Genomic DNA, 24,301 nt, shown 5'->3' on the forward strand with positions numbered 1-24,301 from the left:
TGGAATGATTGGGATTAGCCTCTGCTGCAACTTTCAGGCCATATACCGGAAAAGCGGTTGATGTGGTTGCATGGTATAAGAACCGGGGTACGCTCTACCGGGTTTGTGTCAGATGCTTCCTTGCCGCAGAACGACACCGCCCGAAGGCATATACGCCATTTTAACCCCCTCCTGCTGCACCTCCAGTTCCGCCTCGCGGCCACAGATCAGCGCCAGGTTCAGCGGCTCGTGCCCCACCGGGAAGCCATAGCACACGGGGTAGTTGTATTTGCCGGTGTGCTCCAGGATGATCTCATAGGCCGTTTTCCCGAACGGGACAGTGGTGTCTTTCATGTCGCTCATATCGCCCACGATCAAGCCCGCCAGGTTCTCCAGCTTGCCGCTGCGGTCGAGGTGCACCAGCATGCGGTCGATGTGGTAGAGGTACTCGTCCAGGTCTTCAAGGAAAAGGATCTTGCCGGCGGTGCTGCTATCGGATCGGGTGCCGGTGAGGGAGCCGAGGATCGAAAGGTTTCCGCCGATCAGCTGCCCCTGGGCCGTGCCGGTGCGGTTGAAGCTGTGGGGAGCAACGGTATATATAACTTCCTCTCCAAACAACACCTTGCGAAGCGTTTCAATGGAGTCCGTGGCGCCCGCCTGCGGGAAAAGGAGCGGCATGATAGCGTGTACGCTCTCGATGCCCAGGGTATGGATATGGCTGTGCAGGGTGGTCACGTCGCTGAAGCCCACGAGCCACTTCGGGTGTTCCCTGAATTGCGTGAAATCAACCTGGTCGATGATACGGGTGGTGCCGTAGCCGCCGCGCGCGCACACGATGGCTTTGATGTGCTCGTCGTCCAGCGCCCGTTGCAGGTCCTGCAGGCGGAGGGCATCATCGCCGGAAAAATAGTTGTAGCTGGCGCCAATCGTCTCGCCCAGCACCACCTCCAGCCCCCAGCTTTCGAAAGTGCGTACCGCCAGTTCTATTTCAGGGAGCGTTATTCTTCGGGCAGTGGCAACGATGGCGATGCGATCGCCTGGGCGTAAGGCTGGTATCATCATATGGCAAGCGAATGGGCGAAAGGCGAAGGTATGGCTTTTCAGGTAAAGTCCGGCGGGGAGTTCTATCGTCGGAGGCAAAAAGGCTACTGTTTATATATGGGTGGCGCCTTAAATTCGCGTCATATATACCATATATAGCCGAAGGCCGCCGGGGAATATAACCCAGCGGCCTTCGGCTTATGACACTTCCGGGGCTACCTGAGCAGCTTATAACCCAAGCTCACGATAAACTGCTGGTTGTTGAACTCCATGCCCGTTTGCTGGTCGGGGTTGGTTAGTTGGCGGTTGATGCGCTCGTAGCGCACATCGGCGGTAATGCTGCCGATGTCTATGCCCACGCCTGCCTGCAGGCCCCAGTCCGAGTTGTTCATATACTCTTTTATGTTCTGCCCCTCGCGCCGGGCGCTGAGCAGGGAGGAGGCAACCGGCCCGGCCTGCACGCGGAATACGTTGCCGAAATTATATCCTACCAGCAGCGGCACATCCAGGCGGTTGAACTTGATGTCCTCCACATGCACGGGCATGGTGTCGTCTGCGCTCGAAATCTCCACTTTGCCCCCCGTGGAGGTCAGGACAGCCTCCGGTTGCAGAAACAGGCCGCCGAACTGCAGCCGCACAAAGGCGCCGGCATGGTAGCCGGTCACGTTCTCGGCTTTGGCGTATTGCCACGGGTCGTTGCGTACTTCCTGTATTTTCACGTTGGCGGTGCTCAAACCTGCTTTCACACCTGCCTGTATCTGTGCATTGGCGGCCACGCTTGTCGCCACAAATGCTAGCAATAGCAAGATTCTCTTCATATCCCTTTAAGTTAAAGTCAATGTTATTTGCCTACCTATAACGGCTGCAGGCAAGAATTGGTATTATACGACAAAAGCCGTACCCAAGGGGATGGTGGTTTTTAAAGTTTCAAAGAGAGGGGAGTCCTGCCACCGGTTGCCCGGGCAGCGTTTATATATAGCTACAGTGCGTTTAAGCGGATGTCGGCAGGATGGCGGTGGCTTCGATTTCAACGAGGTGGTCGGGGTGGATGAGCGCACTGACCTGCACCATGGTGGAGGCTGGTTTTATATCCCGGAAGAACTCCCCGTGCGCTCGCCCCACGTCCTGCCACTGGCTGATGTCGGTGAGGTAAATGCGCGTGCGCACCACATCGGCCAGCGAGGCCCCGGCCTGCGCCAGCGCCTGCTCTATTTTCCGTAGCGCATATATGGTCTGCTCATATGGGTTGCCAATGCCGATCACGCCGTCGCCGTCGGTGGCGGTGGTGCCGGACACTTCTACCATATTGCCCATGCGCACAGCGCGGCTATAGCCCACCTGGCCTTCCCACACGGCTCCGGAGGAGATGTTCTGTCTTTTCATTTTTTGCGGCTCTGTTTCGTATTCCTATATAACGCACGGCAGCGGCATGCGTCTGCTTTATTTCCCGATCATAATCCCTAATTTTGAGCTGACAACACCTGAACATGCGCCTGACCTCCAAACCTGTGCTTTGCAACTACTACGTTACCTACCGCTGTAACGCAAAGTGCTCGTTCTGCGATATCTGGGAAAAGCCATCGCCCTATATCACCCTGGAGGACGTGGCCCAGAACCTCCGCGACCTGAAGCGCCTGGGGGTGCAGGTAATAGACTTTACGGGCGGCGAGCCGCTGCTGCACCGCCAAATAGACCAGATGCTGGGCCTGGCGCACGACATGGGCTTTATCACCACGCTCACCACCAACGGCATGCTGTACCCCAAGCTGGCCGAGCGGCTGAAGGGCAAAGTCGATATGCTGCACTTCTCCCTGGACTCCTCGGACAAGGACGAGCACGACAAAGGCCGTGGGGTGGCCTGCTATGATTTTGTGATGGAGTCGATTGCGGTGGCGAAGGCGCTGGGGGAGCGGCCCGATATCCTGTTCACGGTGTTCCGGAGCAACCTGCACCAGTTGGAGGAGGTGTATCAAAAGATTATTCTCCCGAACAAGCTGCTGCTCATCATCAACCCAGCCTTTGAATACAACACCGTGGAAACCGGCGAGCAGCTGACGGAGGAGGAACTGGATTACCTCACAGCGTTTGGTAAACGCAGGAGCGTGTATATGAACGAGGGCTTTCTGCAACTGCGCCGCGACGGTGGCAACCATATAGCCGACCCGGTTTGCAAGGCCGCCAGCACCACGCTGGTTATCTCCCCCGAAAACGAGCTGGTGCTGCCCTGCTATCACCTGGGCACCAAAAGCTACCCCGTCAACGGGAAGCTATTTGAACTATATAAATCTGGGGAGGTGGAGGAACTGAAGCGGCTGGAGGGGCGGCTGCCCGCCTGCGAAGGCTGCACCATCAACTGCTATATGCAACCCAGCTTCGCGGTGGAGGTAAACAAATACTTCTGGAAGGCCCTGCCCAGCACCCTCAAGTACAACTATATGAAAGGCACCTGGAAGCGGCTGATTTGATGGTTGGTTGTTGGCTGCTGATTGTTAGTTGTTGATTGTTAAATGGCTTTATGGCTTAATTGTTAAATTGTTGATTCATGAATTGGATAGAAGAATATGGCAGCTGCAGGAGCCGTTTGGAGCATCTTATATATAAACAACCAACAACAATCAACAACTAACAATCAACAATTAAGCCATTCAAACTTATTCAAAATTAAAAATATGCCAGTTATACTACCGGTAAAAGGCGTGAAGCCGCAAATGGGGCACGATTGCTATATAGCCGAAAACGCTACGATTGTAGGCGATGTGATTTTAGGCAATGAGTGCTCGGTGTGGTTCAACGCTGTGATACGCGGCGATGTGAACAGCATCCGCATCGGCAACAGGTCCAACATACAGGACGGCGCCGTCATTCATTGCACCTACCAGCGGGCCGCCACTATCATTGGCAGTAACGTGTCGGTGGGCCATAATGCCATTGTGCACGGCTGCACTGTGGAAGATAACGTGCTGATCGGGATGGGGGCCATTGTAATGGATAATGCGTTGGTGCAGCAAAACTGCATCGTGGCGGCCGGCGCCATCGTGCTGGAAAACACCGTCTGCGAGTCAGGTTATATATATGCGGGCATTCCGGCCCGGAAAGTGAAGCAGCTGAGCCCGGAGCAGGTGGAAGGATTGGCGAAAACAGCAAACAACTACGTGCTGTACAGCGGGTGGTTTACGGGCAAAGCGTAAGGATTAATGCATATGCCGGGCTACCATTTCCTGCAACTGCTGTAGTTCCTGCTCTGTCATATCGCCCTGCACCTGCTCAAAAAACACGCGCTCCTCTTTCCGGATGTGCCGCTCCAGGAGTTTCCCCACCTCGTGCAGCTTGTCGGGCAGCAGGTCTTCAGTAATTTGGGGCAGCGCTAGTATCAGCGCCTCCAGTTGCCGGTGCTCTGCCTGCAGTTCCTCGGTTTGCCGGCGCAGGTCCTCAGAAAAGGCGGCGGCCAGCGCAAAAACAGTTGCCTCCTCCAGCGTGAAATGCAGCCTCAGGTGCCGCTGCAGCAGGTCCAGGATATAGTCACGCTTGGCAGCGGCCGTGGTGGGCATGCCTTTGTAAGGCGGCGCGCCGTGTTGCAGCAGCCGGGCCGCCAGCAGTCCTTCGTGGTGCTGGCGGGAGATCGGGGCAATGCTTTCGTGACGCTTCATTGTTAGTCTTCGTTTCCCTGCAGTACTTCCTGGCGCACTTTCAAAAGCACCCACTCCACACGCCGCTCCGACTTCTCCAGCACCCGCACCTCGTACTCGTTAAAGTCAGTCACCTCGTTCAGGTTCTCGGGAATCTGGCCGTAGATCACGTTGAGCAGGCCGCCCACCGTCTCGTAGTCTTCGCCCTCGGGCAGCGGGTAGGGCAGGTAGTCGTTGGCATCGGAGATGGTGGCGGCGCCGCTCACCTTGTAGTCGAAGTCGCCGATCTTCTCCACAATCGGCACTTCCTCGTCGTACTCGTCCTGTATCTCGCCCACCAGCTCCTCTATGATGTCCTCGATGGTGACGATGCCCGAGACGCCCCCGAACTCATCGGTGGCGACGGCCATGTGCATATGGCGGCGCTGGAATTGCTTCAGCAGGAGGTTGATTTTCTTGGTCTCCGGCACAAAGTAGGCGGGCCGCATCAGTTGCTCAATCACGATGGGCTCACCGCGGCGCACGATGCTCAGGATGTCTTTCACATACAGGATGCCGACAATGTTGTCGATGTTGCCGTTGTAAACGGGGAGGCGCGAGTAGCCCTCGTTAAAGATCAACTCCATCAGCTCGTGCTCGGAGATGTTCACATCCACAGCCACCATCTTGGTGCGCGGCACCAGAATCTGCTTCACCATGCGCTCATTAAACTCAAACACGTTCTCAATCAGCTGGTGGTGCGCATCCTGGATGGCGCCGCTCTCCACGCTCTGCTCAAACAGGAGCCGGAGTTCCTCGGCAGAGTGTACCTCGGCGCCGTGCACCGCGTGTATGCCCATTGCGCGCAGCACTAAGTTGGCGAAACCGTTCAGCAGCCATATAAACGGCTTGAACACAATGTAGAAGAACCGGAGCGGGAAGGCAATGGCCAACGCCGTGGACTCAGAGCGCTGGATAGCCAGCGACTTTGGGGCAAGCTCACCGAACACAATGTGCAGCACCGTGATAATGGCAAAGGAGATAGGCAGGGCGATCTGGTGCGCCAGTTCCTCACTTCCCCCGAAGCCGAAAAACTCCATCACGTTGATCACAATCTGCGACACGACGCTTTCCCCGATCCAACCCAAACCAAGCGAGGCAAGCGTGATGCCCAGCTGCGTGGCCGAGAGGTAAGCATCGAGGTGGGTGAGCATGTTCTGCGCCATTTTGGCCATGGTGTTACCAGCCTGCGCCCGAAGCTCGATCTGCGAGGAGCGCACCTTGACGATGGCAAACTCAGCCGCAACAAAGAAACCGTTCAGAAGGACCAGGAATATGGTTAAAAGAATATCTAACGCCATAGGGAGTGTCTGCTGTTATGTAGCAGCAAAGGTGTAAAATTAAGTAAAATACGTGCTTTTGCTACAAGAGGACGGCGCGCTGCTGCTGAAACATTCTATAAACTGCCCTGACACGCGCCAAACGGGCATTTTATATATAGATTTTATCAGATGCCGGAAAAACAAAAAGGTGCCGCAAAGCACCTTTTTGTCTCAGACTTGCAATGTAAATCAGGAGCGCAACTGCGCAGGGATCGCCTTGGCGGTAGTGAACAACTCGCGGGCGTTGTCCTGAGACAGGTGGTGCAGAAAAATCTGCTTCGCCTCCGGCTCAGAGATTATTCTGTAGACATTGGAGATTAACTCGTCCTGAAAGGGATTGCAGAAGGAATAGATATATTCATCCGAAAAAGTCTTGTAAACTACATGGAAGTTATGCTTCTCATCGCGCACCAACTTTATCACCTTGAAAACATTTTCGAAGGTTTTGCCACACTCTGTCTGGAGGGTAAAGTCAACATAGCTGTGTAAAGTTGTATCCATATTCCGATGCGTTAAGGGCTTTGAGCGATGTAAATATTACAAGGAAATTTGATATTAAATTCTAAAGGTTTGGCTGTTTCTGCTCTTTCTCCGTGAATGTCCTGCATCAGAGGGTGTAGCTTCTTCTTTAACTGGTGAAACATTTGTATATATAACCTAATACGGAAAATGTTTAACTATAGTTGTTTTCTTATATAATAATTGTTAAATACTTATGAAATATTGCATTAGAATAAGCCCCTTTATTGTATTAAAAATTCTGATTATCGCTTAAATGCCCTTTAAACGGAAACAGGAGGATGTGCAGCGACTGCTAATTGTACTGTGGCAGGGAAATAATAAAGAGATATTAAATTACAAGGTTGGTTTCAGGCGCTGAAAAGAGATTAATCGCATTTGGACCGGGTAATATGTGGCAGGGCAGGCAACGTTAAGGGCAAGATAGTTGTTGTTTATCCGGACACAGCGGACGAAGGCGCAGGATCAGTACAAAAATACCTATTTTTGCAGCACGATTGGCAAAGGGAACTGCGGCGGCTGCAACTGCCGCCGCCGGATATACAGATGAACCAGATTTTATGAGATTCGAGAATAAAGCAGGAATAAAGTTAGTGGCTACCTGGCTGCTCTGCCTGGTGGCACTGCTGACGCAGGCTCAAGTGCTGAAACCCGCTACCTGGAGCTACGATGTTTCTGATAAACAGGTGGCCGTGGGGGAGGAAGTGGAGCTTGTCTTTAATGTGAAGATTGACAAGGACTGGTACCTGTATTCCTCGGACTTTGACCCGGACCTGGGGCCGATGGTAACCGAATTCACTTTTCAGAAACACCCTTCCTTCGAACTGGTGGGCAAAGTGAAGCCTGTCAACCCCAAAAAAAAGTACGACGACATATGGGAAGGGGAGTACACCTACTTTACGGGCACGGCACAGTTCCGGCAGAAGATACGCGTATTGCAGCCCGATCTGGAGGTGAAAGGCAGCTACGAGTACCAGGTATGCACCGATGTCACCGGGCAGTGTATCCCATTCGACGACACCTTCGCCTTCACAAACAAGCAGATAAACGTAACGGCCGCTGCCACACCAGCTTCACGGCCCGCAGCAGGCAAGGAGGCGGGAGAAGCAGCGCAGCGCGTGCCAGCGCAGGTACCGGCCCGTCCGGCCCCTCAGGAATCCAAATCAGAAACGGCCTCTCTGCAGGATATACCCGACAGCAGCGAGGCCGAAGCACCGCCTGCCTTCGCGCTGGGCGCAGGCACACCCGAAAATCCGGCCGTTGAGGCGCTTGCTGCTGATCTCACGGCGCCCGTACCGGAGCCGGTAGGCGGGGAGGAGGGGCTGTGGGCCTTTATGCTCATCGCTTTCGGCTCCGGGCTGGTGGCGCTCCTGACGCCGTGCGTATTCCCGATGGTGCCCATGACAGTGAGTTTTTTCACTGGCAGCAGCGGCAGCAGGGGGCAGGCCGTACTGAAAGCGCTGGTATACGGGCTGTCGATTATTGCCATCTACACCCTCATCGGTACGGTAGTAGCCAAGCTCTTCGGGGCAGACGGGGCTAACTTTATCAGCACGCACTGGTTGCCCAACCTGCTGTTCTTCGCTATCTTCCTGCTCTTTGCCATGTCGTTCTTCGGCATGTTCGAGATTACGCTGCCCAGTTCGTGGCTCACGAAAGTGGACGCGCAGGCGGATAAAGGAGGCTGGCTGGGGGTCTTTTTTATGGCATTCACGTTGGCGCTGGTTTCATTTTCCTGCACCGGCCCCATCGTGGGAAGTATACTCGTGGCCTCAGCCGGCGGCGAAACCATACGGCCGGTTGCCGGCATGTTCGGCTTCTCACTGGCCTTTGCGCTCCCCTTTACTTTATTTGCCGTTTTCCCGTCGTGGCTCAGCAGTCTGCCCAGGTCCGGCGGTTGGCTGAACTCCGTGAAAGTAGTACTTGGTTTCATTGAGCTGGCCCTGGCCCTGAAATTCCTGAGCGTGGCCGACCAGGTGTACCACTGGGGGATTCTGGACCGGGAGGTATATATCGCCCTCTGGATTGTGATCTTCACGCTGATGGGCTTTTACCTGCTGGGCAAGCTCAAGTTCTCACATGATTCTGACTTGCCCTATATAAGCGTGCCGCGCCTCTTCCTGGCGATCGCCACCTTTGGCTTTGTGGTGTACCTGGTACCAGGCTTGTTCGGTGCCCCTTTGAAGGCGCTGGCCGGTTACCTGCCGCCGCAGTCTACCCACGATTTTGACCTGAACAGCATGTTCCGCCGGAGCAGCAGCGGGGGCGCAACCGCGGTGACCGACCAGTTGTGCGGTCAGCCAAAGTACGGCGATATATTCGAACTCCCGCACGGGCTGCAAGGGTACTTCGACCTGGAGCAGGCGAAAGAATGCGCGGCAGAGCAAGGGAAACCTATCTTTATTGACTTTACCGGCCACGGCTGCGTGAACTGCCGTGAGATGGAGGCCAATGTCTGGTCCGATCCGGCGGTGCTACAGCGCCTGCAGGAGAATTACGTGATTGTTGCGCTCTACGTGGATGATAAAACAGAACTGCCCGAGGTGGAATGGTATACCAGCAGCTACGACAACAAAGAGAAGACCAGCATTGGGAAGCAAAACGCCGATTATCAGATTACGAAATTTAATGTGAACGCGCAGCCTTATTACGTGCTGATGGACGCGCAGGAGAACGTGCTGGTAAAATCCATCGCCTACGACCTGAGCGTAGAGAATTTCGTTCGCTTTCTGGATGCCGGCGTTGCCTCGTACAAGGCAAGGCATGACCCTACAGCGCAGGCGAAGTAAACATATATAGGCTGTTGCCAAAACCTCGGAGCGTGCGCAGCTCCTGCGAGTGTTTGGTCAACCATGCGCTTGAAATTGCAGTATTTTATCGAAGGCTTTTCTCAGGCAGCCAAAGCCTGGTTGCGCAGCAGGTTTTCCTATGGGCAAGGCGTCAAGAATTTTAGCGCCGAATGCCTCCTTTTCCGGTTGTAGAAGCGGGTGGTGAAGCCAGTGGTAGCAGCCACTGGCACTGACTCTTGATACTTTAACGCATTTCCTCGGCGGCAAACTGGTTTCGGAGCTATAAAGGCATTCCCCACCTGATAGGCCGCTAACAGATCAATGTTCCGAGGCATATCAAACCCAATGTCGCCCCATATTAAAGGTTCAGCGTCATGATGATGCGCTCGCCATAGTCCACCTGGTCCTCGGGCGCTACATCCGGCTGCTTTCCCTCCATCTTGAAGCCTGCTTTCTGATATAGCCGCACCGCGCTTTTGTTGGCCCGCTCCACCTGCAGGCAGAGTACCTGCAGCTTGTGGTTCTGCCGGGCCCACGCCACCGCCTCGCGCAACAAAATAGAGCCCAGGCCCTTGTTCTGGTACTCCTGCAGCATGCCCATGGTGATCAAGCCTGACTGGTCTTCGAACTCCTCCTCGCTTCCGGTCAGGTCGAGGTTGCCGATCACCTCTCCGTTGTGCAGGGCCAGCAGCAGCAAAGAGTTCGGGTTCAGGCGCAGTTCCCGGATCCACTTTGCCTCATCCGCCACCGTTTGCTCCAGCTCTTCGGGGGCGATGATCAGGTAGCGGCTCGTAAGCACATATTCCCGCACGGTTTCCAGCAACGCTCCTGAATCGGCCACGTTCCCCTCCCGGATCAGGACCTTTTCCCCTGTCTTTAACTCGTGCTCCTGCGCGGCTATTTTCACCTTGGTAGTGGAATTTATATATAATCCGGCCCCGCTTAGCGGTGCAGGTGCTTCAGACGGATATGAAGCTCGTCTAACTGCACGTCCGAGATCGGCGACGGGGCGTCGATCATCACGTCGCGGCCCGAGTTGTTCTTCGGGAAAGCGATGAAGTCCCGGATAGAGTCTGCGCCGCCAAACAGCGAGCAAAGTCTGTCGAAGCCGAAGGCGATGCCCCCGTGCGGCGGCGCCCCGTACTCAAACGCGCTCATCAGGAAGCCGAACTGCGCCTCTGCCTCTGCGTTGGAGAAGCCCAGCAGGTGGAACATCTGCTCCTGCAACTTCCGGTCGTGGATACGGATCGAACCGCCGCCAACTTCCACCCCGTTGATCACCATGTCGTAGGCGTTGGCACGGATATCGCCTGGCCGGTAATTAATCAGGTGCAGGTCTTCTGGCTTCGGAGAGGTGAACGGATGGTGCATGGCATGGTAGCGCTGCGTGGCCTCGTCCCACTCCAGCAGCGGGAAGTCCACGACCCACAGCGGCGAGAACACGTTCTTGTCGCGCAGGCCGAGGCGCTCGCCCATCTCGAGGCGAAGCTCATTCAGGGCCTTGCGGGTTTTTTCGGCGGCACCGGCCATGATCAGCAGCAGGTCGCCGGGCTGCGCATCCAGGGCCATGCCCCATGCCGCCAGGTCCTCTGCCGTATAGAATTTATCCACCGACGATTTGATGCTGCCATCCTCCGCCACGCGCGCATATACCAGGCCGGTGGCCCCGATCTGCGGGCGCTTCACAAAATCGGTCAGCTCGTCGAGTTGTTTGCGGGTGTAGCCGGCCGCGCCTTTCGCATTGATGCCGACCACCAGCTCCGCCTGATCAAACACCGGGAAGCCTTTGTGCTTGGCCAGCTCGTTCAGCTCCACGAAGCGCATGCCGAAGCGGGTGTCCGGCTTGTCAGAGCCGTAGAATTTCATGGCATCGGCGTAGGTCATGCGCGGCAGCTTGTCGATCACGATGCCTTTTACCGCTGCAAACATATGCTTGATGAAGCCTTCGAAGGTGCTCAGAATGTCTTCCTGCGTCACAAACGACATCTCGCAGTCGATCTGCGTGAATTCCGGCTGGCGGTCGGCGCGCAGGTCTTCATCGCGAAAGCATTTCACGATCTGGAAATACTTGTCGAAACCGGCCACCATCAGCAGCTGCTTAAACGTTTGCGGCGACTGCGGCAGGGCGTAAAACTCCCCCGGGTTCATGCGGCTTGGCACCACAAAGTCGCGGGCCCCCTCCGGCGTGGACTTGATCAGGACCGGCGTCTCCACCTCGATGAAATAGTGGCTGTCGAGGTAGTGGCGGGCTTCGCGCATCATGCGGTGGCGGAGTTCCAGGTTGTGGCGCACCGGGGCGCGGCGCAGGTCGAGGTAGCGGTACCGCATGCGCAGGTCGTCGCCGCCGTCAGTCTCGTCCTCGATCATGAACGGCGGAAGCTTGGAGGGATTGAGGATCTCCAGCTTCGAGACCTTCACTTCTACCTCACCGGTCGGTATTTTGTCATTCTTGGAGAAACGCTCGATTACTTTGCCTGTTGCCCGAACCACAAACTCGCGACCCAGGTTACGCGCCTGCTCGATGATGGCCGGCGGCGTGATGCCTTCCTCGAAAGAAAGCTGCGTAATGCCATAGCGGTCGCGGAGATCCACCCACACCATGCCGCCCTTGTCGCGGAGGCGCTGCACCCAGCCGGTTAAGATAACATCCTCATTCTTGTTATATATGCGGAGTTCGCCGCAAGTGTGTGTTCTGAGCATAGCTTCAATCAATGTGTCTGTATAATGCAAATGTAATGATTTGTAAGTTTTGATGGGTTGGTTCAGGAAAAGATGTTAGTCCAGCATCCGGCGCATGGCCGCCACGTCGTTCACCTGGATGGCGTCTGGCTCCATGGCAATCATCTTCGCGATGCGGGAGTTGGACTTGCCCCCGAACAGCACCACTTGCAGCCCCTGCTGCTTCGCCTCCTGCACCTGCTCGGCACTCACGTCGCGGCCGTTGGCGCAAATCCCCTGGAACCCGCGAGCCAGGATAGTCTGCATGGCCTGCTCAAAATTGCCGCCCGTGTCGATCATCAAGGTGGCCTTTGGCTCCTCGTGGCGGAAGGCATCCAGGAAATCAGCGTTCGGGGAAATAAAGGCGAGCCTCTGCAGCGGGTAGTCATATTGCCGTAGCAGGGCCATCAGGGTGCGGGCATAATAGCCGTGGCGCGAGTCGTCGTGGTTGCGCAGGTCGATGTGCAGGTACGGTTGCTCCGGGTAGGCGCTGAGTTGCTGCAGCAGCTCCTCCAGCGTGATGATTTTTTCCTGATGGAAAAGGTCATATATAAAACCGCCCTTGTAGGCCAGCCCCACCACCTCGGACGCATGCAGGTTCTCAATGGTATCCGGCTCCTGCCACACGGTCGACGAGGCGAGCGTCACGTCATGGTACAGGATGGGCACGCCGTCTTTGCTCAGTTGCACGTCTACTTCCAGGCCATCTGCCCCGTGCGCCATCGCCTTTAAGAAGGAGGCCTTGCTGTTGGGGGGCAACGGGTTGAAGGGGTTCAGTGGGGAAAAGAAGCCGGAGCCGGCATGGCCCAGCACCAGCACGTCGGCACCCGAGTAGCGGGAGGCGTAGTAGAATTCGCGCGCTGCATATAGGAGCAGCCCCATTCCGCCTAACGCCAGCAGCAACTTCGGAATGAACTGCAACCGCCGTTTTCGTCTTGGCTTCACAGGAGTCAGCATGCTCTTTATTCAATTTAAAAGCCGAAGGTAACACCAATTCTTTTTAATTCCCCTTAAATTTGTGCAGTACTACGTCCGCCACATGCAAAGTTCTACGAAAACAACCACAGGGGTTTCTGCCGGAAAAGCCGCCCCGGGCACCGTCCATACCCGTTACCTGGTCCCGCTCTCCTTCATCCTGCTGCTCGCCCTGGTCATCCGCCTGCTCGCGGCCTTCTTCTCCAAGGGGTTTGCCTTCAGCGACGATCATTTCGACGTGATCACGATTGCGCAGGGCTGGCTGGACGGGCTGCCGCTGTGGCTGAACGAGCCGATGCCGCCCCGCCACAGCATGCTGTACGTGCTGGCTCACTATGTTATTCTCTATATACTCGAGGCCCTGGGGGTTTATAGTCCGGAGGTGAAGATGACGGTGGTGCGGGTGCTGCACGGCCTGTACTCGTTGCTGGTGGTGTACTTTGGCTACAAGATCACGGAGCGGCTCGCTGGCACCCAGCAGGCGCGGCTGGTGGGGCTGATGCTGGCGCTGGTGTGGTTTATGCCCTTTATGAGCGTGCGCAACCTGGTCGAGATGGTGTGCATACCGCCTTACCTGGCTGCTTTTTACCTGATGGTGAAGCAGGATCAGGCCGCTCGCAAGCGGGTGATGCCCTACTTCTGGGCAGGCGCCCTGTTTGCCATCGCTTTTACCATCCGCTACCACACGGTGCTGTTCGGCGCCGGGGCCGGGCTGGTGCTGCTCTACCGCAGCCAGTGGCGCGAGGCGGGTGCGATGCTGGTGGGTTTCGCCGTGGCCGCCTTCCTGGTGCAGGGCGTGATCGACCTCATCTTCTTCGACTACCCCTTCCACTCCATTGTGGCCTATTTCCTGTATAACACCGAGAACGCGGAGAACTTCAGCACCGGCCCGGTGTACCGCTTTGCCCTCACGATACTTGGTTTCCTGGTGCCGCCCGTTAGTGTGTTTCTGGTGCTGGGCTACGCCCGCACCGCCAGACTGGCACCGAAGCTTTTCTGGGGCGGTCTGCTCTTTTTTGTGGCGCACTCGCTTTTCCCGAACAAGCAGGAGCGGTTTATCCTTCCGCTGCTCCCGCTGATCATGATCCTGGGCGTGATCGGGTGGCAGCAGTTTGTGAAGACCTCCGCATTCTGGCACCGCCGGCGCAGGCTGCTGGCCTGGAGTTGGGGCTTTTTCTGGGCGCTGAACATTCTGGCCACGGTAGGAATGGCCTTTACCTATACCAAAAAGAGCCGCGTGGCTCCGTTGGTGTACCTGTCGGAGAAGCCAGACCTGGACGGCGTGGTACTGGAGTTCGGTAACCACAGCGTAAAAAAGCCACCGCTCTTTTACCTGGGCCACATGAGCGCCGAGTATGACAAGTATATACTGGATGAAGACATGGTGTGGGAGGAGTACCTGCAGGGCCGGAAGCAACTCCCAGCGGATTTTGTGATGGCTTACACCCTGAACGAAGACAAGACGCCGCAGGAACTGCAGCAGGAAATAACCGCCTCGGCCTACAAGCCGGATTATGTGGTAGTGGTGGGCACCGACGACCTGGAAGAGCGCATGGCGCGCCTGCACAGCCTGTTCCCGAACCTAAAGATGGAGCATACCATCACCCCCTCCCTGTATGACCAGTTGCTGCACCTGCTGAACCCGCGCGTGCACAAAGACGAGCATGTGCAGATCTACCGGGTGCTACCCTAACCGCCCTACCTCGTGAAGGTATAGATATAGTTAACCGAAAAATTCCAGAAGAACACCAGCACGATGGCGCCGAACTTGGCGATATAAAAGTTGAGCCTGGCGCGGTCCGTGAGCAGGTATACGATCAGGTTGTTGAGCAGCAGCCCGACCACCGCCACAAACAGGAACTTCGAGAACTGCCAGCCAATCTCAGGGTCCAGGCTGTGAAAGGTCCAGACGCGGTTGAGGTAATAGTTACTGCCGCTGGCCAACAGGAAACCCAGGCTGTTGGCGATGTACTTGTTCCAGCGCAGTTTTTCCTTGGCTATATAGGTCACCCCGAAATCAAGCAGCAGGCCGGAGAAACCCACCAGTCCAAACTTCAGGAACTTAAAGAAAAGGTTTGGTACACTTTCAGTCATCGAATCCGGCGTTACGCTTACTGCCGGCCCTGAACGCAAGGTACTTTTCAGCAGAAGCTGCAAAAGTAGCAGACTTCGGCCATGCAACCAATTTTAAACCACAGGCATGTTGTTGGTATATGGGTTTCGGTGCTATATCAACCTGTGCTTAGGGTTGGTAGATAAAGGCCCTTGGTTGGTATAATTTATTTTAAATACAACCCATAAACCTATCAGAGACGCTGTAATACCTCGTTATAAGGGGTAAAGAGTAAGGAATCGCATCCCGGAAACCCCGTAGCTGTAGCCCGCAGAATAATGATATGGCCTAAAAAGCTTTCTATAATAGCTGGCGTGTATGCGGTATGCAGCAGGTACAAAGCGGGCACAGGAACGGCATATACCGTGGTGTTTGCCAGGCGGGAAACCTGCCAAGGCCAGCGTAGAACGAGACAATATGCGCCGTGTAAGGACGCGGCATATAACTTATATATAAAAGCATTGCAGGAAGGCAAATACATGTCCTGGCAATAAGGCGTTCTTGTTTTTCAAGGGGGAAACGCCTTTCCGACCCAAGCAACCTAAATGACGTTACCAAAGAAGCCACCCCCCATGGGGATGGCTTCTTTAATTTATAACACCATAAAGCTAAAGCAACGCCCTGTTACTTAAACAGGCCGCCCAGTTTTCCGCCGATGCCTTTGGTAACGGCGTCTTTGATGCCGCCGCCCAGCAAACTGCTCATAATGTCGGATTGCCCCATGCCCTCAGAGGTGACTTTACTCGCAAACCTGTTCATGATAAACGTCATCACAAACGGCGCCACCTGGCTGGCGACTGATGCCGGGATTCCTAATTTGGTTGTCAGGTCGCCAACATATTTCTGGATAGCGTTGTTGATGGCCGGGCTTTCAGTGGCCCCTTTGTTACCTTTCAGCACATCCATAATGCCGCCGAAATCGCCGCTGCCGGCGCGGGCCTTCATCTCGTCCATCAGGTTGTCTTTGGCCAGGTCCACTGACTTGTTGGCCTTCTCAGGCTCCAGGTTGTATTTGCTCTGCAGCTCACCTGTCAGCTGCCCTTTCATATTGTTGATGATGTTTTCAAGCATGATTGTATGGTTTTAGTGATTGGTTATAAAACAGCCCCTGCCAGACTTTGCCTGAGGCTAAAGCTACGCGCAGTGCAAAGCAGCCATGTTGCCATGGCAGCGCCTCTATATATATGGGAGTGTGTGCTGCGCCCGAAGTCTCACGTCTTCTATTAACGGCATCCAGCCGCAGAAGATATTGCCTACGCAATGTGCAGGGTATGTAAATCGTTAGAGACTTTGGCAGAGTAATTGCATAAAAACACTCTGGGTAATCTTGCCCGCTCGTTAACAGCTTTGCCTACCGAAACACATGAACTTAAGATATATAGCTTTTTTAGCCGTTATTTTTTTGGCCGGTGTTGCCTTTGCCCAACCCAAGCTGAAGAAAGTACAGATCAGCAAGGAGCTTAGCGTAATGCTGCCGCAGGATTTCACGCCGCTGCCGGACGATGGCATCGCCCGCAAATACCCGGCCGCTACCAAGCCGCTGGCCGTATATACGAGCCCGAACGGCCAGGTTGACTTCAGCGTGACGCAGAAAAAGTCGCAGTTCAGGGAAAAGGACCTGGACATGCTGCGCGAGTTTTACAAGGCAAACCTGCTGGAGACCTTCAGCAAGGTGGACTTTATACGGCAGGAAGTGACTCAGATCAAAGGCAAGGACTTTATCGTGTTTGAGTTTGTATCGTCGGTGGAGGATGAGCGCGGCACCACGAACCTGGCGCCGATGCAGAAGTACAGCATCGTGCAGTACACCATCACCGGAAATCAACTGATGATCTTCACGCTGCATGTGCCCTTTATGATGAAGAACGACTGGCAACAGCCGGCCCGCGAGATCATGGGCTCCATCAACATCAAGTAAAGTTCATGGCCTATACATTCCAAAGCCTCTCCTTTCAGGAGGGGCTTTTTCGCGCTAAAACGCAACAGGCGGTGCAAAGTCTTTAAATAGCGCTATATTCATACCCCGTAAGCTCCTCTATTAAACAGGACTACCAAGCCAACTGAGCCAAATGCCAACAACTCTCCTTTTCATCGCCTTCCTGCTTTTCCTGTCGTCAGGAACACCCTCTTTCGTTCAGGGCCAAAGCTCCCTACCATCCTCCGCGCAGGCCCCGGCACAGCAAAACACCTCTGTACCGGCTGATGAAGTGACAGCACCTGAGTACCCGGGCGGAGAAGAAGGGCTGTTGAAGTTACTGGCCCAGAATGCCCGGTATCCTTCGCAGGCACATATAGCCAAAAACGTTGGCCGTGCCATCATGCAGGTAACCATTGATGCGGAAGGCAGAGTGCGTGATATAAAAGCGGCGCACACGGATAGCCCATACTTTGAGAAGGAAGGTGCGCGCGTGTTGAGGTTAATGACCCGGTGGAAGCCTGCTGAAATCAACGGAAGCCCTGTTTCTTCCACGTACCTGTTCCCCTTCACATTTCAGATGCGTGGGGCAGACGGAAACGAACTGCCTTTACCGAAGGATCATCTGACGGAAGTACACGAGAAACTTTTAGCCGATGCTCCCCACCAGCCCGTTTACCTGGCGGAGGAGATTGTCATCGTCGGTTTGGGAGTGGTGAAGGCCAGGTAAGCAGCCGTTTCAGATTCCAGCGAAGCCGCTGCGCCTGGCTTTTGATTCGCCGTGCTTATCTCTTAATTTTGCGGGGATGCCACCTGTACGCGAGCTGCCCGGGCCTTCAGGGGCAAAGCCTGCAGGGTATGCCCCATCTATATATAAGGCGGTCGGCAAAAGCCGGCTCCACTTAAACTCAAACCCATGGCCACAGACTTTCTATCCATCTACAGCGACGAGAGCTTTATGCAGCAGGCTTACACGCAGGCCAAACAGGCTTATGCGGAGGGCGAGGTGCCGATCGGTGCTGTGATCGTGGCGAACAACCGCATCATCGCCAAAGCCTATAACCAGACCGAGAAACTGAATGACGTAACGGCGCACGCCGAAATGCTGGCCTTCACCGCCGCATCCGAGTACCTGGGCAATAAGTACCTCCACGACTGCACCTTGTTTGTAACCGTGGAGCCCTGCGTGATGTGTGCCGGCGCCAGCTACTGGGCGCAGCTGAAGCGGGTGGTGTTCGGAACATCGGAGCCCAAGCGCGGTTATAGACGGGTGGGGAATCTGCTGCACCCCAAAACCGAAATGGTCAGTGGCATTATGGCGCAGGAGTGCGCCGACCTGATGGCCGCTTTCTTTGCGGCTAAAAGAAATTAACTAACTTTGAAACCAAGACGTACACCTATAACAAGTGTATGAACATCATTTTTCAACCTATAAACCACATAAAACTATGGCTTTCGAACTTCCGAAACTACCTTATGCTTACGACGCCCTGGAGCCGCACATCGACGCGCGCACCATGGAGATCCACCATACAAAGCACCATCAGGCCTATACAACCAACCTGAACAATGCGATTCAGGGAACTGACATGGAGAACAAATCCATAGAAGAGATTCTGAAGAATGTAAATGGCAACACAGCTGTACGCAACAACGGCGGCGGCTACTACAACCACAACCTGTTCTGGACAGTCCTGTCTCCAAACGGCGGCGGCCAGCCATCCGGCGAACTGGCAGATGCCATCAAAAGCGCTTTCGGTTCTTTTGATGCTTTCAAAGAAGAATTCAATAAAGCTGCGGCTACGCGCTTCGGCTCTGGCTGGGCCTGGCTCTGCGTGGACGGCGGCAAACTGACCATATGCTCCACCGCTAACCAGGACTCTCCCATCATGAACGTGGATCAGGCTTGCGGCGGACAGCCTATCCTTGGCCTCGACGTGTGGGAGCACGCGTATTACCTGAACTACCAGAACCGACGCCCCGATTATATCAGCGCCTTCTGGAACGTAGTGAACTGGGAAGAGGTGACACGCCGCTATAACGAGGCGAAGTAATCCTTATCAGGCAAAAAGCTTTAGTCATAGGAGCATTTCCTCCTATGAACATTTTAATGAAAGGCCCGAACCATGTATGGCTCGGGCCTTTCTGTTTTCGCGACTCAAGACAGTTCGGCTCAGGTACTTTTAATCTGATTTCCGGGGCACATGCTTATTTAAAGAAAAAGTAGTAATTTGTGCGCAACTCATCAATAGTCTAATTAGTATCTATAGGTACTTGTAATAAGCGCTGATAGGTAGTTGTAACACCATCAAGACTTAATCAGGCTTCATATGCTGTTTAACTCCATTGAGTTTCTTGTCTTTTTCCCGGCCGTGGCAGGGCTCTATTTCCTGTTGCCTTATCGCTTCCGGTGGTTACTGCTGCTTATTGCCAGTTATACATTCTACATGTTCTGGCGTGTGGACTATGCCATCATACTGGTTATATCCACCTCCATTGACTACGTATGCAGCCGGATGATGGACCGGTATATGGACAGTGAGAAATCCAAGCGAAAGCCGTGGCTTTGGCTCAGCCTTTTTTCGAACCTGGGCATCCTATTTATCTTTAAATACTATAACTTTTTCAATGGGGCTGCAGCCGACCTGGCGCACCTCTTAGGGATGGAATACGCTGCCCCGGCCTTTGAATTACTGCTGCCAATGGGCATTTCGTTCTATACCTTCCAGACAATGAGCTACTCCATAGATGTGTACCATGGAAGGATCAAAGCGGAGAAACACTTTGGCATCTTTGCTCTGTTCGTAACTTTCTTCCCGCAGCTTGTAGCAGGCCCCATTGAGCGCGCAGGCAACCTGCTAAACCAGTTGAAGGAGAGGCACGACTTCAATTATCAGAATGCGGCCAATGGCCTCAAGCTGATGGCGTGGGGCCTGTTCAAGAAGATAGTGATTGCCGACCGGTTGGCGGTGATGGTAAACCAGGTGTACAACAACCCGACAGATTACGAGGGCATCCCGCTTATTCTGGCCACGGTTTTCTTCGCCTTCCAAATCTACTGCGACTTTTCTGGTTACTCCGATATTGCCATTGGTTCAGCGCAAGTGATGGGTTTTAGACTGATGGATAATTTCCGCAGGCCGTACTTTTCAAAGTCGATTCAGGAATTTTGGGCTCGCTGGCACATCTCCCTGTCCACTTGGTTCCGTGATTACGTCTATATCCCGCTGGGGGGCAACCGTGTGGTGAAATGGCGCTGGTATTATAACCTGTTCATCGTGTTCCTGGTGAGCGGGTTGTGGCACGGGGCCAACTGGACCTTCCTGGTGTGGGGGGGACTCCACGGATTTTACCTGGTAATCGCGGAGTTGACAAAGGAACGGCGCAACGCAGCCATGGATGCCATCGGGTTGGTTCAGCAGGCACCGTACTGCAAGGCCGTACAAACTGGTACTACTTTCGCCTTAGTGTGCCTAGCCTGGATATTTTTCAGGGCCAACACAATAGGCGATGCGTTGTATATTACCACGCATCTTTTCAGCAGCTTAACTGAAACCGCCCAAGCCATCGTGCTAAATAAACACGCAGAAAGGGGCGTTCTGCTTTACCTAGGGCAAAACAGAGAAGTATTTGTGCTCGGGGTGGCGGCTATTCTTGTGCTTGTTGTTATAGAACTTTCACAGAGGAGCGGAAGCCTGCGCCTGAGAATCTCAAGATACCCCTTTCCCGTTCGGGTGGCAGCTTATAACTTTTTGCTTGCCTCTATTTTGCTGTTTGGCAGTTTCTCCGAGTCTGAGTTTATATACTTCCAGTTCTAGGATGCAGAAGCTATTCTTTTTGAGAGGCTTGGTGGTAGTTGTAACAACTCTCCTCTTCTATTCATTTATTATATTTCTCTACTCAAGCTTTGTGCCTTCTGTAGGGGCCAATAATTTCAGGAGCTGGCTTCCTAATGCTTTGTACATCCCTGGGGGCCGGGGGTACACTTTGCTACGGTTGAAAGAAGCAGAAAGGGTGTCCGATGTGGACATTCTGTTTGTTGGATCGTCTCAGGTATACAGGGGTTTTGATGTCAGGATTTTTGAAAGCTCCGGATTGAAAGCTTTCAACCTGGGCACTTCCGCCCAAACGCTTTTTAACACATACTACTTATTAGAGGAATACCTGCCAACACTCAATCCTGAGTATATCGTACTGGATCTGTACTGGGGGGTAGGCAAGAATGATGGGGTGGAGCCCTCCATAGATATCGTCTCTAATTCGGATCTGGACGAGAACACGCTTGAGATGGTGTTCGATCTGAAAAACGCGCCCGTATATGGCACCCTGTTTGCAGCGTGCATCACAAGGCTGCGGACCCCGCTTCACGAGATCAGGCAAAAAGAATTTAAAGACGCCAGGTATATTCCAGGCGGTTTTTCGGAATCGCTAATAACAAAGAATAAGTTAGATCCTAAAAAACTTGGTGAGATAGAGCCTCAGAACGCCACGCTTCACGATTTGCAGCTAGAATACCTGCAAAAGATTATTGCCTTGTGTGAGTCCCGCAACAAGAAACTGATACTGGTTATGACTCCTGTCACAAAGGAGTATAAGCGTAAAGTCATCAATTACGCCAATTATACAAACACTATCGCCAAGATTGCCAAAGAGAACAATATCCCTTATTTTGATTATAACGAAAGGAAAGGGTTATCACTTATATCCTCTGCCGACTTTTCAGATATGAACCACCTTTCGCAGAGCGGGGTAGAAAAATTCAACGGGCTATTTATATATGATTTATATACTTCAGGAGTTCTTAACCCAAGCTTGACCCTTCACAAGCACAAGGGTCCCTCTCAGCCTTCTAAGTCGTGGCAAGCCAGAAAAAGGCAACATACCGCCGTTATGAGGCCGAGTAATTGACAGCGGCATATATAAAGTTGAGTCCTGAAGTAGGTCGATTTGTTTAAAACAAAACTACTTTTCAATCTGAGACCTCCGATGCGTTTGTGCTGGAGGTTTTTTCTCAATGTTTTACCTCCTGCTCCCGCTAGAAGTGCACCCGCTCAGGCAATCACACGAGGGGTGGGGGCGCTGACTGCTATAGATGCCCACTGACTCACCGATCACCTCCAAGGCTTCCAGGTGGAGGGCAAAGTCCCGCTCCAAGTAGAACTCATCCTTTAAAAGCCGTTTACGCGCTTGCCTTCCACATTCTGGCAGGTGGCGTACTGCCCGGTCATAGTTTCTGTTTACGATAGCCATCCTGAGTGCCTGCAGCGGCCCCTCCGCCTTCAGGCCCTATGACAGGTGGTTAGCCATGACCTGAATGTACTGTGCGTTTAAGCCTGCTTTAAGTGTCATTTATGGCTGATGCGTTGCACTTCACGCTGTAAATTTGTATCATAGCAGAGGCAAACTCTGTAGCAGCGCGGGCAGTTGTACCTGAAGCCGGCATTGCTGACCTCAGCCCCGGCATGCTATGGGTTCAAATTCTAACCTCTGACTTGTATACGTTTATATGGCAGATTATCAGATCAAAGAAGAACCTAAGAAATACGATGCTGTGATCGTAGGTTCTGGAGCCGGTGGCGGTATGGCTGCCTATGTACTGGCTAACGCGGGTTTAAAAGTATGCCTGCTCGAAGCGGGCGCTATGTTCGACCCCGCCACGGACTCCGCACAGCTGAAGAACCCGTGGGAATCCCCGAGGAGAGGGGCCAGCACCAAGTTCAGGCCCTTCGGTGATTTTGACGGCTGCTACTGGGGCTGGGAGATAGACGGCGAGCCCTATACCAAGGTAGACGGAACCGAATGGGACTGGTGGCGCGCCCGGATGTTGGGTGGAAGGACCAACCACTGGGGTCGTATATCGCTCCGTTTCGGGCCGAAGGACTTTAAGCACAGAAGCATTGACGGGCTGGGCGAAGACTGGCCCATCGGCTACGAAGATGTCAAGCCCTACTATGACAAGGTAGACAGATTGATCGGCGTGTTCGGCACCAACGAAGGGCTGGAGAATGAGCCGGACGGTATTTTCCTGCCGCCGCCCCTGCCGCGCCTGCACGAGCTGAAGATAAAGAAAGCCGCCCAGGGCATTGGCATCCCGGTTATCCCCTCCCGCTTGTCCATCCTCACCAAAAAAATAAACGAGGAGCGCGGGCAGTGCTTTTACTGCGCGCAGTGCGGGCGCAGCTGCAAAGTATACGCTGATTTCTCCGCTGGCTCCTGTTTGGTAAAGCCTGCCGTAGCCACCGGGAACGTGGATGTTGTGCCCAATGCGATGGCGCGGGAGGTAATCACGAACTCGGAAGGCTTGGCAACGGGCGTGTCTTACGTGAACAAGGAGGATATGCTGGACTATCAGGTGAACGGGCGCGTGGTGATACTGGCCGCCAGCGCGTGCGAGAGCGCGCGCCTGCTGCTCAACTCCGTCTCCCGCCGCCACCCGAACGGCCTGGCCAACTCCAGCGACGTGGTGGGCAAGTACCTGCACGACTCCACCGGCGCCTCCGTCAGCGGCGTGCTGCCCGAACTGATGGGCCGCAAGCGCTACAACGAAGACGGTGTAGGCGGCATGCACGTGTACACACCCTGGTGGCTGGACAACAAGAAGCTTGATTTCCCGAGAGGGTATCATATAGAGTATTGGGGAGGCATGCAGCAGCCGGCCTACGGCTTTGGCTGGGGCATTGAGAGTTTGAATGGTAAACTGCAGGTAAACGGCAGCACCAAAGAGGCGGGCGGCTACGGCAAATCGCTTAAGGCGGATTACCGTTTCATGTATGGCGCGGGCGTCGGGATGGCCGGTCGCGGGGAGGCCATTGCGTTTGAGAGCAATTACTGCGAGATCGACCCGAACGTGGTGGATAAATACGGCATTCCGGTGCTGCGCTTCAACGTGAAGTACTCTGACTATGAGATAAACCAGGCCAAGCACATGAACACCACCTTCAAGGAGATCCTGCACGAGATGGGTGCCATCATCACATCGGGCGGCGATGCCGGTCCGCATAATAATTGGGGCCTTGCCGCACCGGGAAAGATCATACACGAGGCAGGCACTGTGCGCATGGGCAACGACCCGAAGAAGTCGGCGCTGAACAAATGGAGCCAGGCCCACGACAGCAAGACGCTCTTCTGCGTAGACGGAGGGCAGTTCGTGTCGCAGGGCGACAAGAACATCACCTGGACCATCCTGGCGCTGTCCATGCGGGCATCGGAGTACATTGTCGATCAAATGAAAAAGCAAAACATCTAAGCACAGGTTAAAGCTGAAC

At 54.3% G+C, this 24,301-nt stretch carries 22 protein-coding genes; 11 read left to right on the forward strand and 11 right to left on the reverse strand.

Going from position 1 to position 24,301, the window contains the following annotated elements; translation table 11 throughout:
* Window positions 1–108: 108 nt before the first annotated feature.
* The 3 genes from ABD920_RS10200 to ABD920_RS10210 form a co-directional block, all read right to left on the reverse strand.
* On the reverse strand, window positions 109–1,119 hold the full coding sequence (locus ABD920_RS10200; protein WP_345158774.1) for a S66 peptidase family protein: 1,011 nt from the start codon (window positions 1,117–1,119) through the stop codon (window positions 109–111).
* Window positions 1,120–1,235: 116 nt separating this feature from the next.
* Complete coding sequence (locus ABD920_RS10205; RefSeq protein WP_345158775.1) at window positions 1,236–1,838, reverse strand: porin family protein; 603 nt, start codon at window positions 1,836–1,838, stop codon at window positions 1,236–1,238.
* A gap of 172 nt (window positions 1,839–2,010) precedes the next feature.
* Window positions 2,011–2,403, reverse strand: a complete 393-nt coding sequence (locus tag ABD920_RS10210) for a RidA family protein (RefSeq protein WP_345158776.1) — start codon at window positions 2,401–2,403, stop codon at window positions 2,011–2,013.
* A 104-nt stretch (window positions 2,404–2,507) separates the two neighbouring features.
* Between ABD920_RS10210 and ABD920_RS10215 the strand changes: the two genes are divergently transcribed.
* Both ABD920_RS10215 and ABD920_RS10220 read left to right on the forward strand, forming a co-directional pair.
* A complete protein-coding gene (locus tag ABD920_RS10215) occupies window positions 2,508–3,485 on the forward strand; it encodes a radical SAM protein (RefSeq protein WP_345158777.1) in 978 nt (325 codons plus the stop codon).
* Between the two features lie 204 nt (window positions 3,486–3,689).
* Complete coding sequence (locus ABD920_RS10220; RefSeq protein WP_345158779.1) at window positions 3,690–4,208, forward strand: gamma carbonic anhydrase family protein; 519 nt, start codon at window positions 3,690–3,692, stop codon at window positions 4,206–4,208.
* Window positions 4,209–4,211: 3 nt separating this feature from the next.
* Here the strand turns inward: ABD920_RS10220 and ABD920_RS10225 are convergent, their stop codons facing one another.
* The 3 genes from ABD920_RS10225 to ABD920_RS10235 form a co-directional block, all read right to left on the reverse strand.
* Window positions 4,212–4,667 (reverse strand): hemerythrin domain-containing protein, encoded by a 456-nt coding sequence (locus tag ABD920_RS10225; RefSeq protein ID WP_345158781.1) that lies wholly within the window; start codon window positions 4,665–4,667, stop codon window positions 4,212–4,214.
* Window positions 4,668–4,669: 2 nt separating this feature from the next.
* A complete protein-coding gene (locus ABD920_RS10230) occupies window positions 4,670–5,986 on the reverse strand; it encodes a hemolysin family protein (protein WP_345158782.1) in 1,317 nt (438 codons plus the stop codon).
* 210 nt (window positions 5,987–6,196) lie between these two features.
* A complete protein-coding gene (locus ABD920_RS10235; RefSeq protein WP_345158783.1) occupies window positions 6,197–6,508 on the reverse strand; it encodes a hypothetical protein in 312 nt (103 codons plus the stop codon).
* Window positions 6,509–7,086: 578 nt separating this feature from the next.
* On the opposite strand from ABD920_RS10235, the gene ABD920_RS10240 reads away from it, so the two are divergent.
* Window positions 7,087–9,315 (forward strand): cytochrome c biogenesis protein CcdA, encoded by a 2,229-nt coding sequence (locus tag ABD920_RS10240; protein WP_345158784.1) that lies wholly within the window; start codon window positions 7,087–7,089, stop codon window positions 9,313–9,315.
* Window positions 9,316–9,673: 358 nt separating this feature from the next.
* On the opposite strand, the gene ABD920_RS10245 is transcribed toward ABD920_RS10240, so the two are convergent.
* The 3 genes from ABD920_RS10245 to ABD920_RS10255 all read right to left on the reverse strand — a co-directional run bounded on the left by ABD920_RS10245 (window position 9,674) and on the right by ABD920_RS10255 (window position 12,978).
* Complete coding sequence (locus tag ABD920_RS10245; protein ID WP_345158787.1) at window positions 9,674–10,222, reverse strand: GNAT family N-acetyltransferase; 549 nt, start codon at window positions 10,220–10,222, stop codon at window positions 9,674–9,676.
* Window positions 10,223–10,257: 35 nt separating this feature from the next.
* Window positions 10,258–12,015 (reverse strand): aspartate--tRNA ligase, encoded by a 1,758-nt coding sequence (gene aspS / locus ABD920_RS10250; protein WP_345158788.1) that lies wholly within the window; start codon window positions 12,013–12,015, stop codon window positions 10,258–10,260.
* Window positions 12,016–12,090: 75 nt separating this feature from the next.
* Window positions 12,091–12,978, reverse strand: coding sequence for a glycerophosphodiester phosphodiesterase (locus ABD920_RS10255; protein WP_345158789.1), 888 nt, complete (start codon window positions 12,976–12,978; stop codon window positions 12,091–12,093).
* A 94-nt stretch (window positions 12,979–13,072) separates the two neighbouring features.
* Between ABD920_RS10255 and ABD920_RS10260 the strand changes: the two genes are divergently transcribed.
* Window positions 13,073–14,701 (forward strand): glycosyltransferase family 39 protein, encoded by a 1,629-nt coding sequence (locus ABD920_RS10260; RefSeq protein WP_345158790.1) that lies wholly within the window; start codon window positions 13,073–13,075, stop codon window positions 14,699–14,701.
* Window positions 14,702–14,706: 5 nt separating this feature from the next.
* Here ABD920_RS10260 and ABD920_RS10265 read toward each other — a convergent pair whose 3' ends face one another.
* Window positions 14,707–15,102 carry a GtrA family protein gene (locus ABD920_RS10265; protein ID WP_345158792.1) on the reverse strand — a complete coding sequence of 132 codons (396 nt, stop codon included), beginning with the start codon at window positions 15,100–15,102 and terminating at the stop codon, window positions 14,707–14,709.
* 643 nt (window positions 15,103–15,745) lie between these two features.
* Complete coding sequence (locus ABD920_RS10270) at window positions 15,746–16,192, reverse strand: hypothetical protein (protein WP_345158793.1); 447 nt, start codon at window positions 16,190–16,192, stop codon at window positions 15,746–15,748.
* 292 nt (window positions 16,193–16,484) lie between these two features.
* Here ABD920_RS10270 and ABD920_RS10275 point away from each other — a divergent pair, with 292 nt between their 5' ends.
* From ABD920_RS10275 to ABD920_RS10305, 7 genes are all read left to right on the forward strand, one after another.
* Window positions 16,485–17,039 (forward strand): hypothetical protein, encoded by a 555-nt coding sequence (locus ABD920_RS10275; RefSeq protein WP_345158794.1) that lies wholly within the window; start codon window positions 16,485–16,487, stop codon window positions 17,037–17,039.
* A gap of 151 nt (window positions 17,040–17,190) precedes the next feature.
* Window positions 17,191–17,766: an energy transducer TonB gene (locus tag ABD920_RS10280; protein ID WP_345158795.1), complete on the forward strand. Its 576-nt coding sequence runs from the start codon at window positions 17,191–17,193 to the stop codon at window positions 17,764–17,766.
* Window positions 17,767–17,952: 186 nt separating this feature from the next.
* Window positions 17,953–18,408 (forward strand): nucleoside deaminase, encoded by a 456-nt coding sequence (locus tag ABD920_RS10285; RefSeq protein ID WP_345158797.1) that lies wholly within the window; start codon window positions 17,953–17,955, stop codon window positions 18,406–18,408.
* A gap of 76 nt (window positions 18,409–18,484) precedes the next feature.
* Window positions 18,485–19,090, forward strand: a complete 606-nt coding sequence (locus ABD920_RS10290) for a superoxide dismutase (RefSeq protein ID WP_345158799.1) — start codon at window positions 18,485–18,487, stop codon at window positions 19,088–19,090.
* Window positions 19,091–19,366: 276 nt separating this feature from the next.
* Window positions 19,367–20,854 carry an MBOAT family O-acyltransferase gene (locus ABD920_RS10295; protein WP_345158800.1) on the forward strand — a complete coding sequence of 496 codons (1,488 nt, stop codon included), beginning with the start codon at window positions 19,367–19,369 and terminating at the stop codon, window positions 20,852–20,854.
* A gap of 1 nt (window position 20,855) precedes the next feature.
* Window positions 20,856–21,944 carry a DUF1574 family protein gene (locus tag ABD920_RS10300; protein ID WP_345158802.1) on the forward strand — a complete coding sequence of 363 codons (1,089 nt, stop codon included), beginning with the start codon at window positions 20,856–20,858 and terminating at the stop codon, window positions 21,942–21,944.
* A 598-nt stretch (window positions 21,945–22,542) separates the two neighbouring features.
* Window positions 22,543–24,282, forward strand: a complete 1,740-nt coding sequence (locus tag ABD920_RS10305; RefSeq protein WP_345158803.1) for a GMC oxidoreductase — start codon at window positions 22,543–22,545, stop codon at window positions 24,280–24,282.
* Window positions 24,283–24,301: the final 19 nt, after the last annotated feature.

It is taken from the genome of Pontibacter saemangeumensis (genome assembly GCF_039541895.1).
Lineage (GTDB): Bacteria > Bacteroidota > Bacteroidia > Cytophagales > Hymenobacteraceae > Pontibacter > Pontibacter saemangeumensis.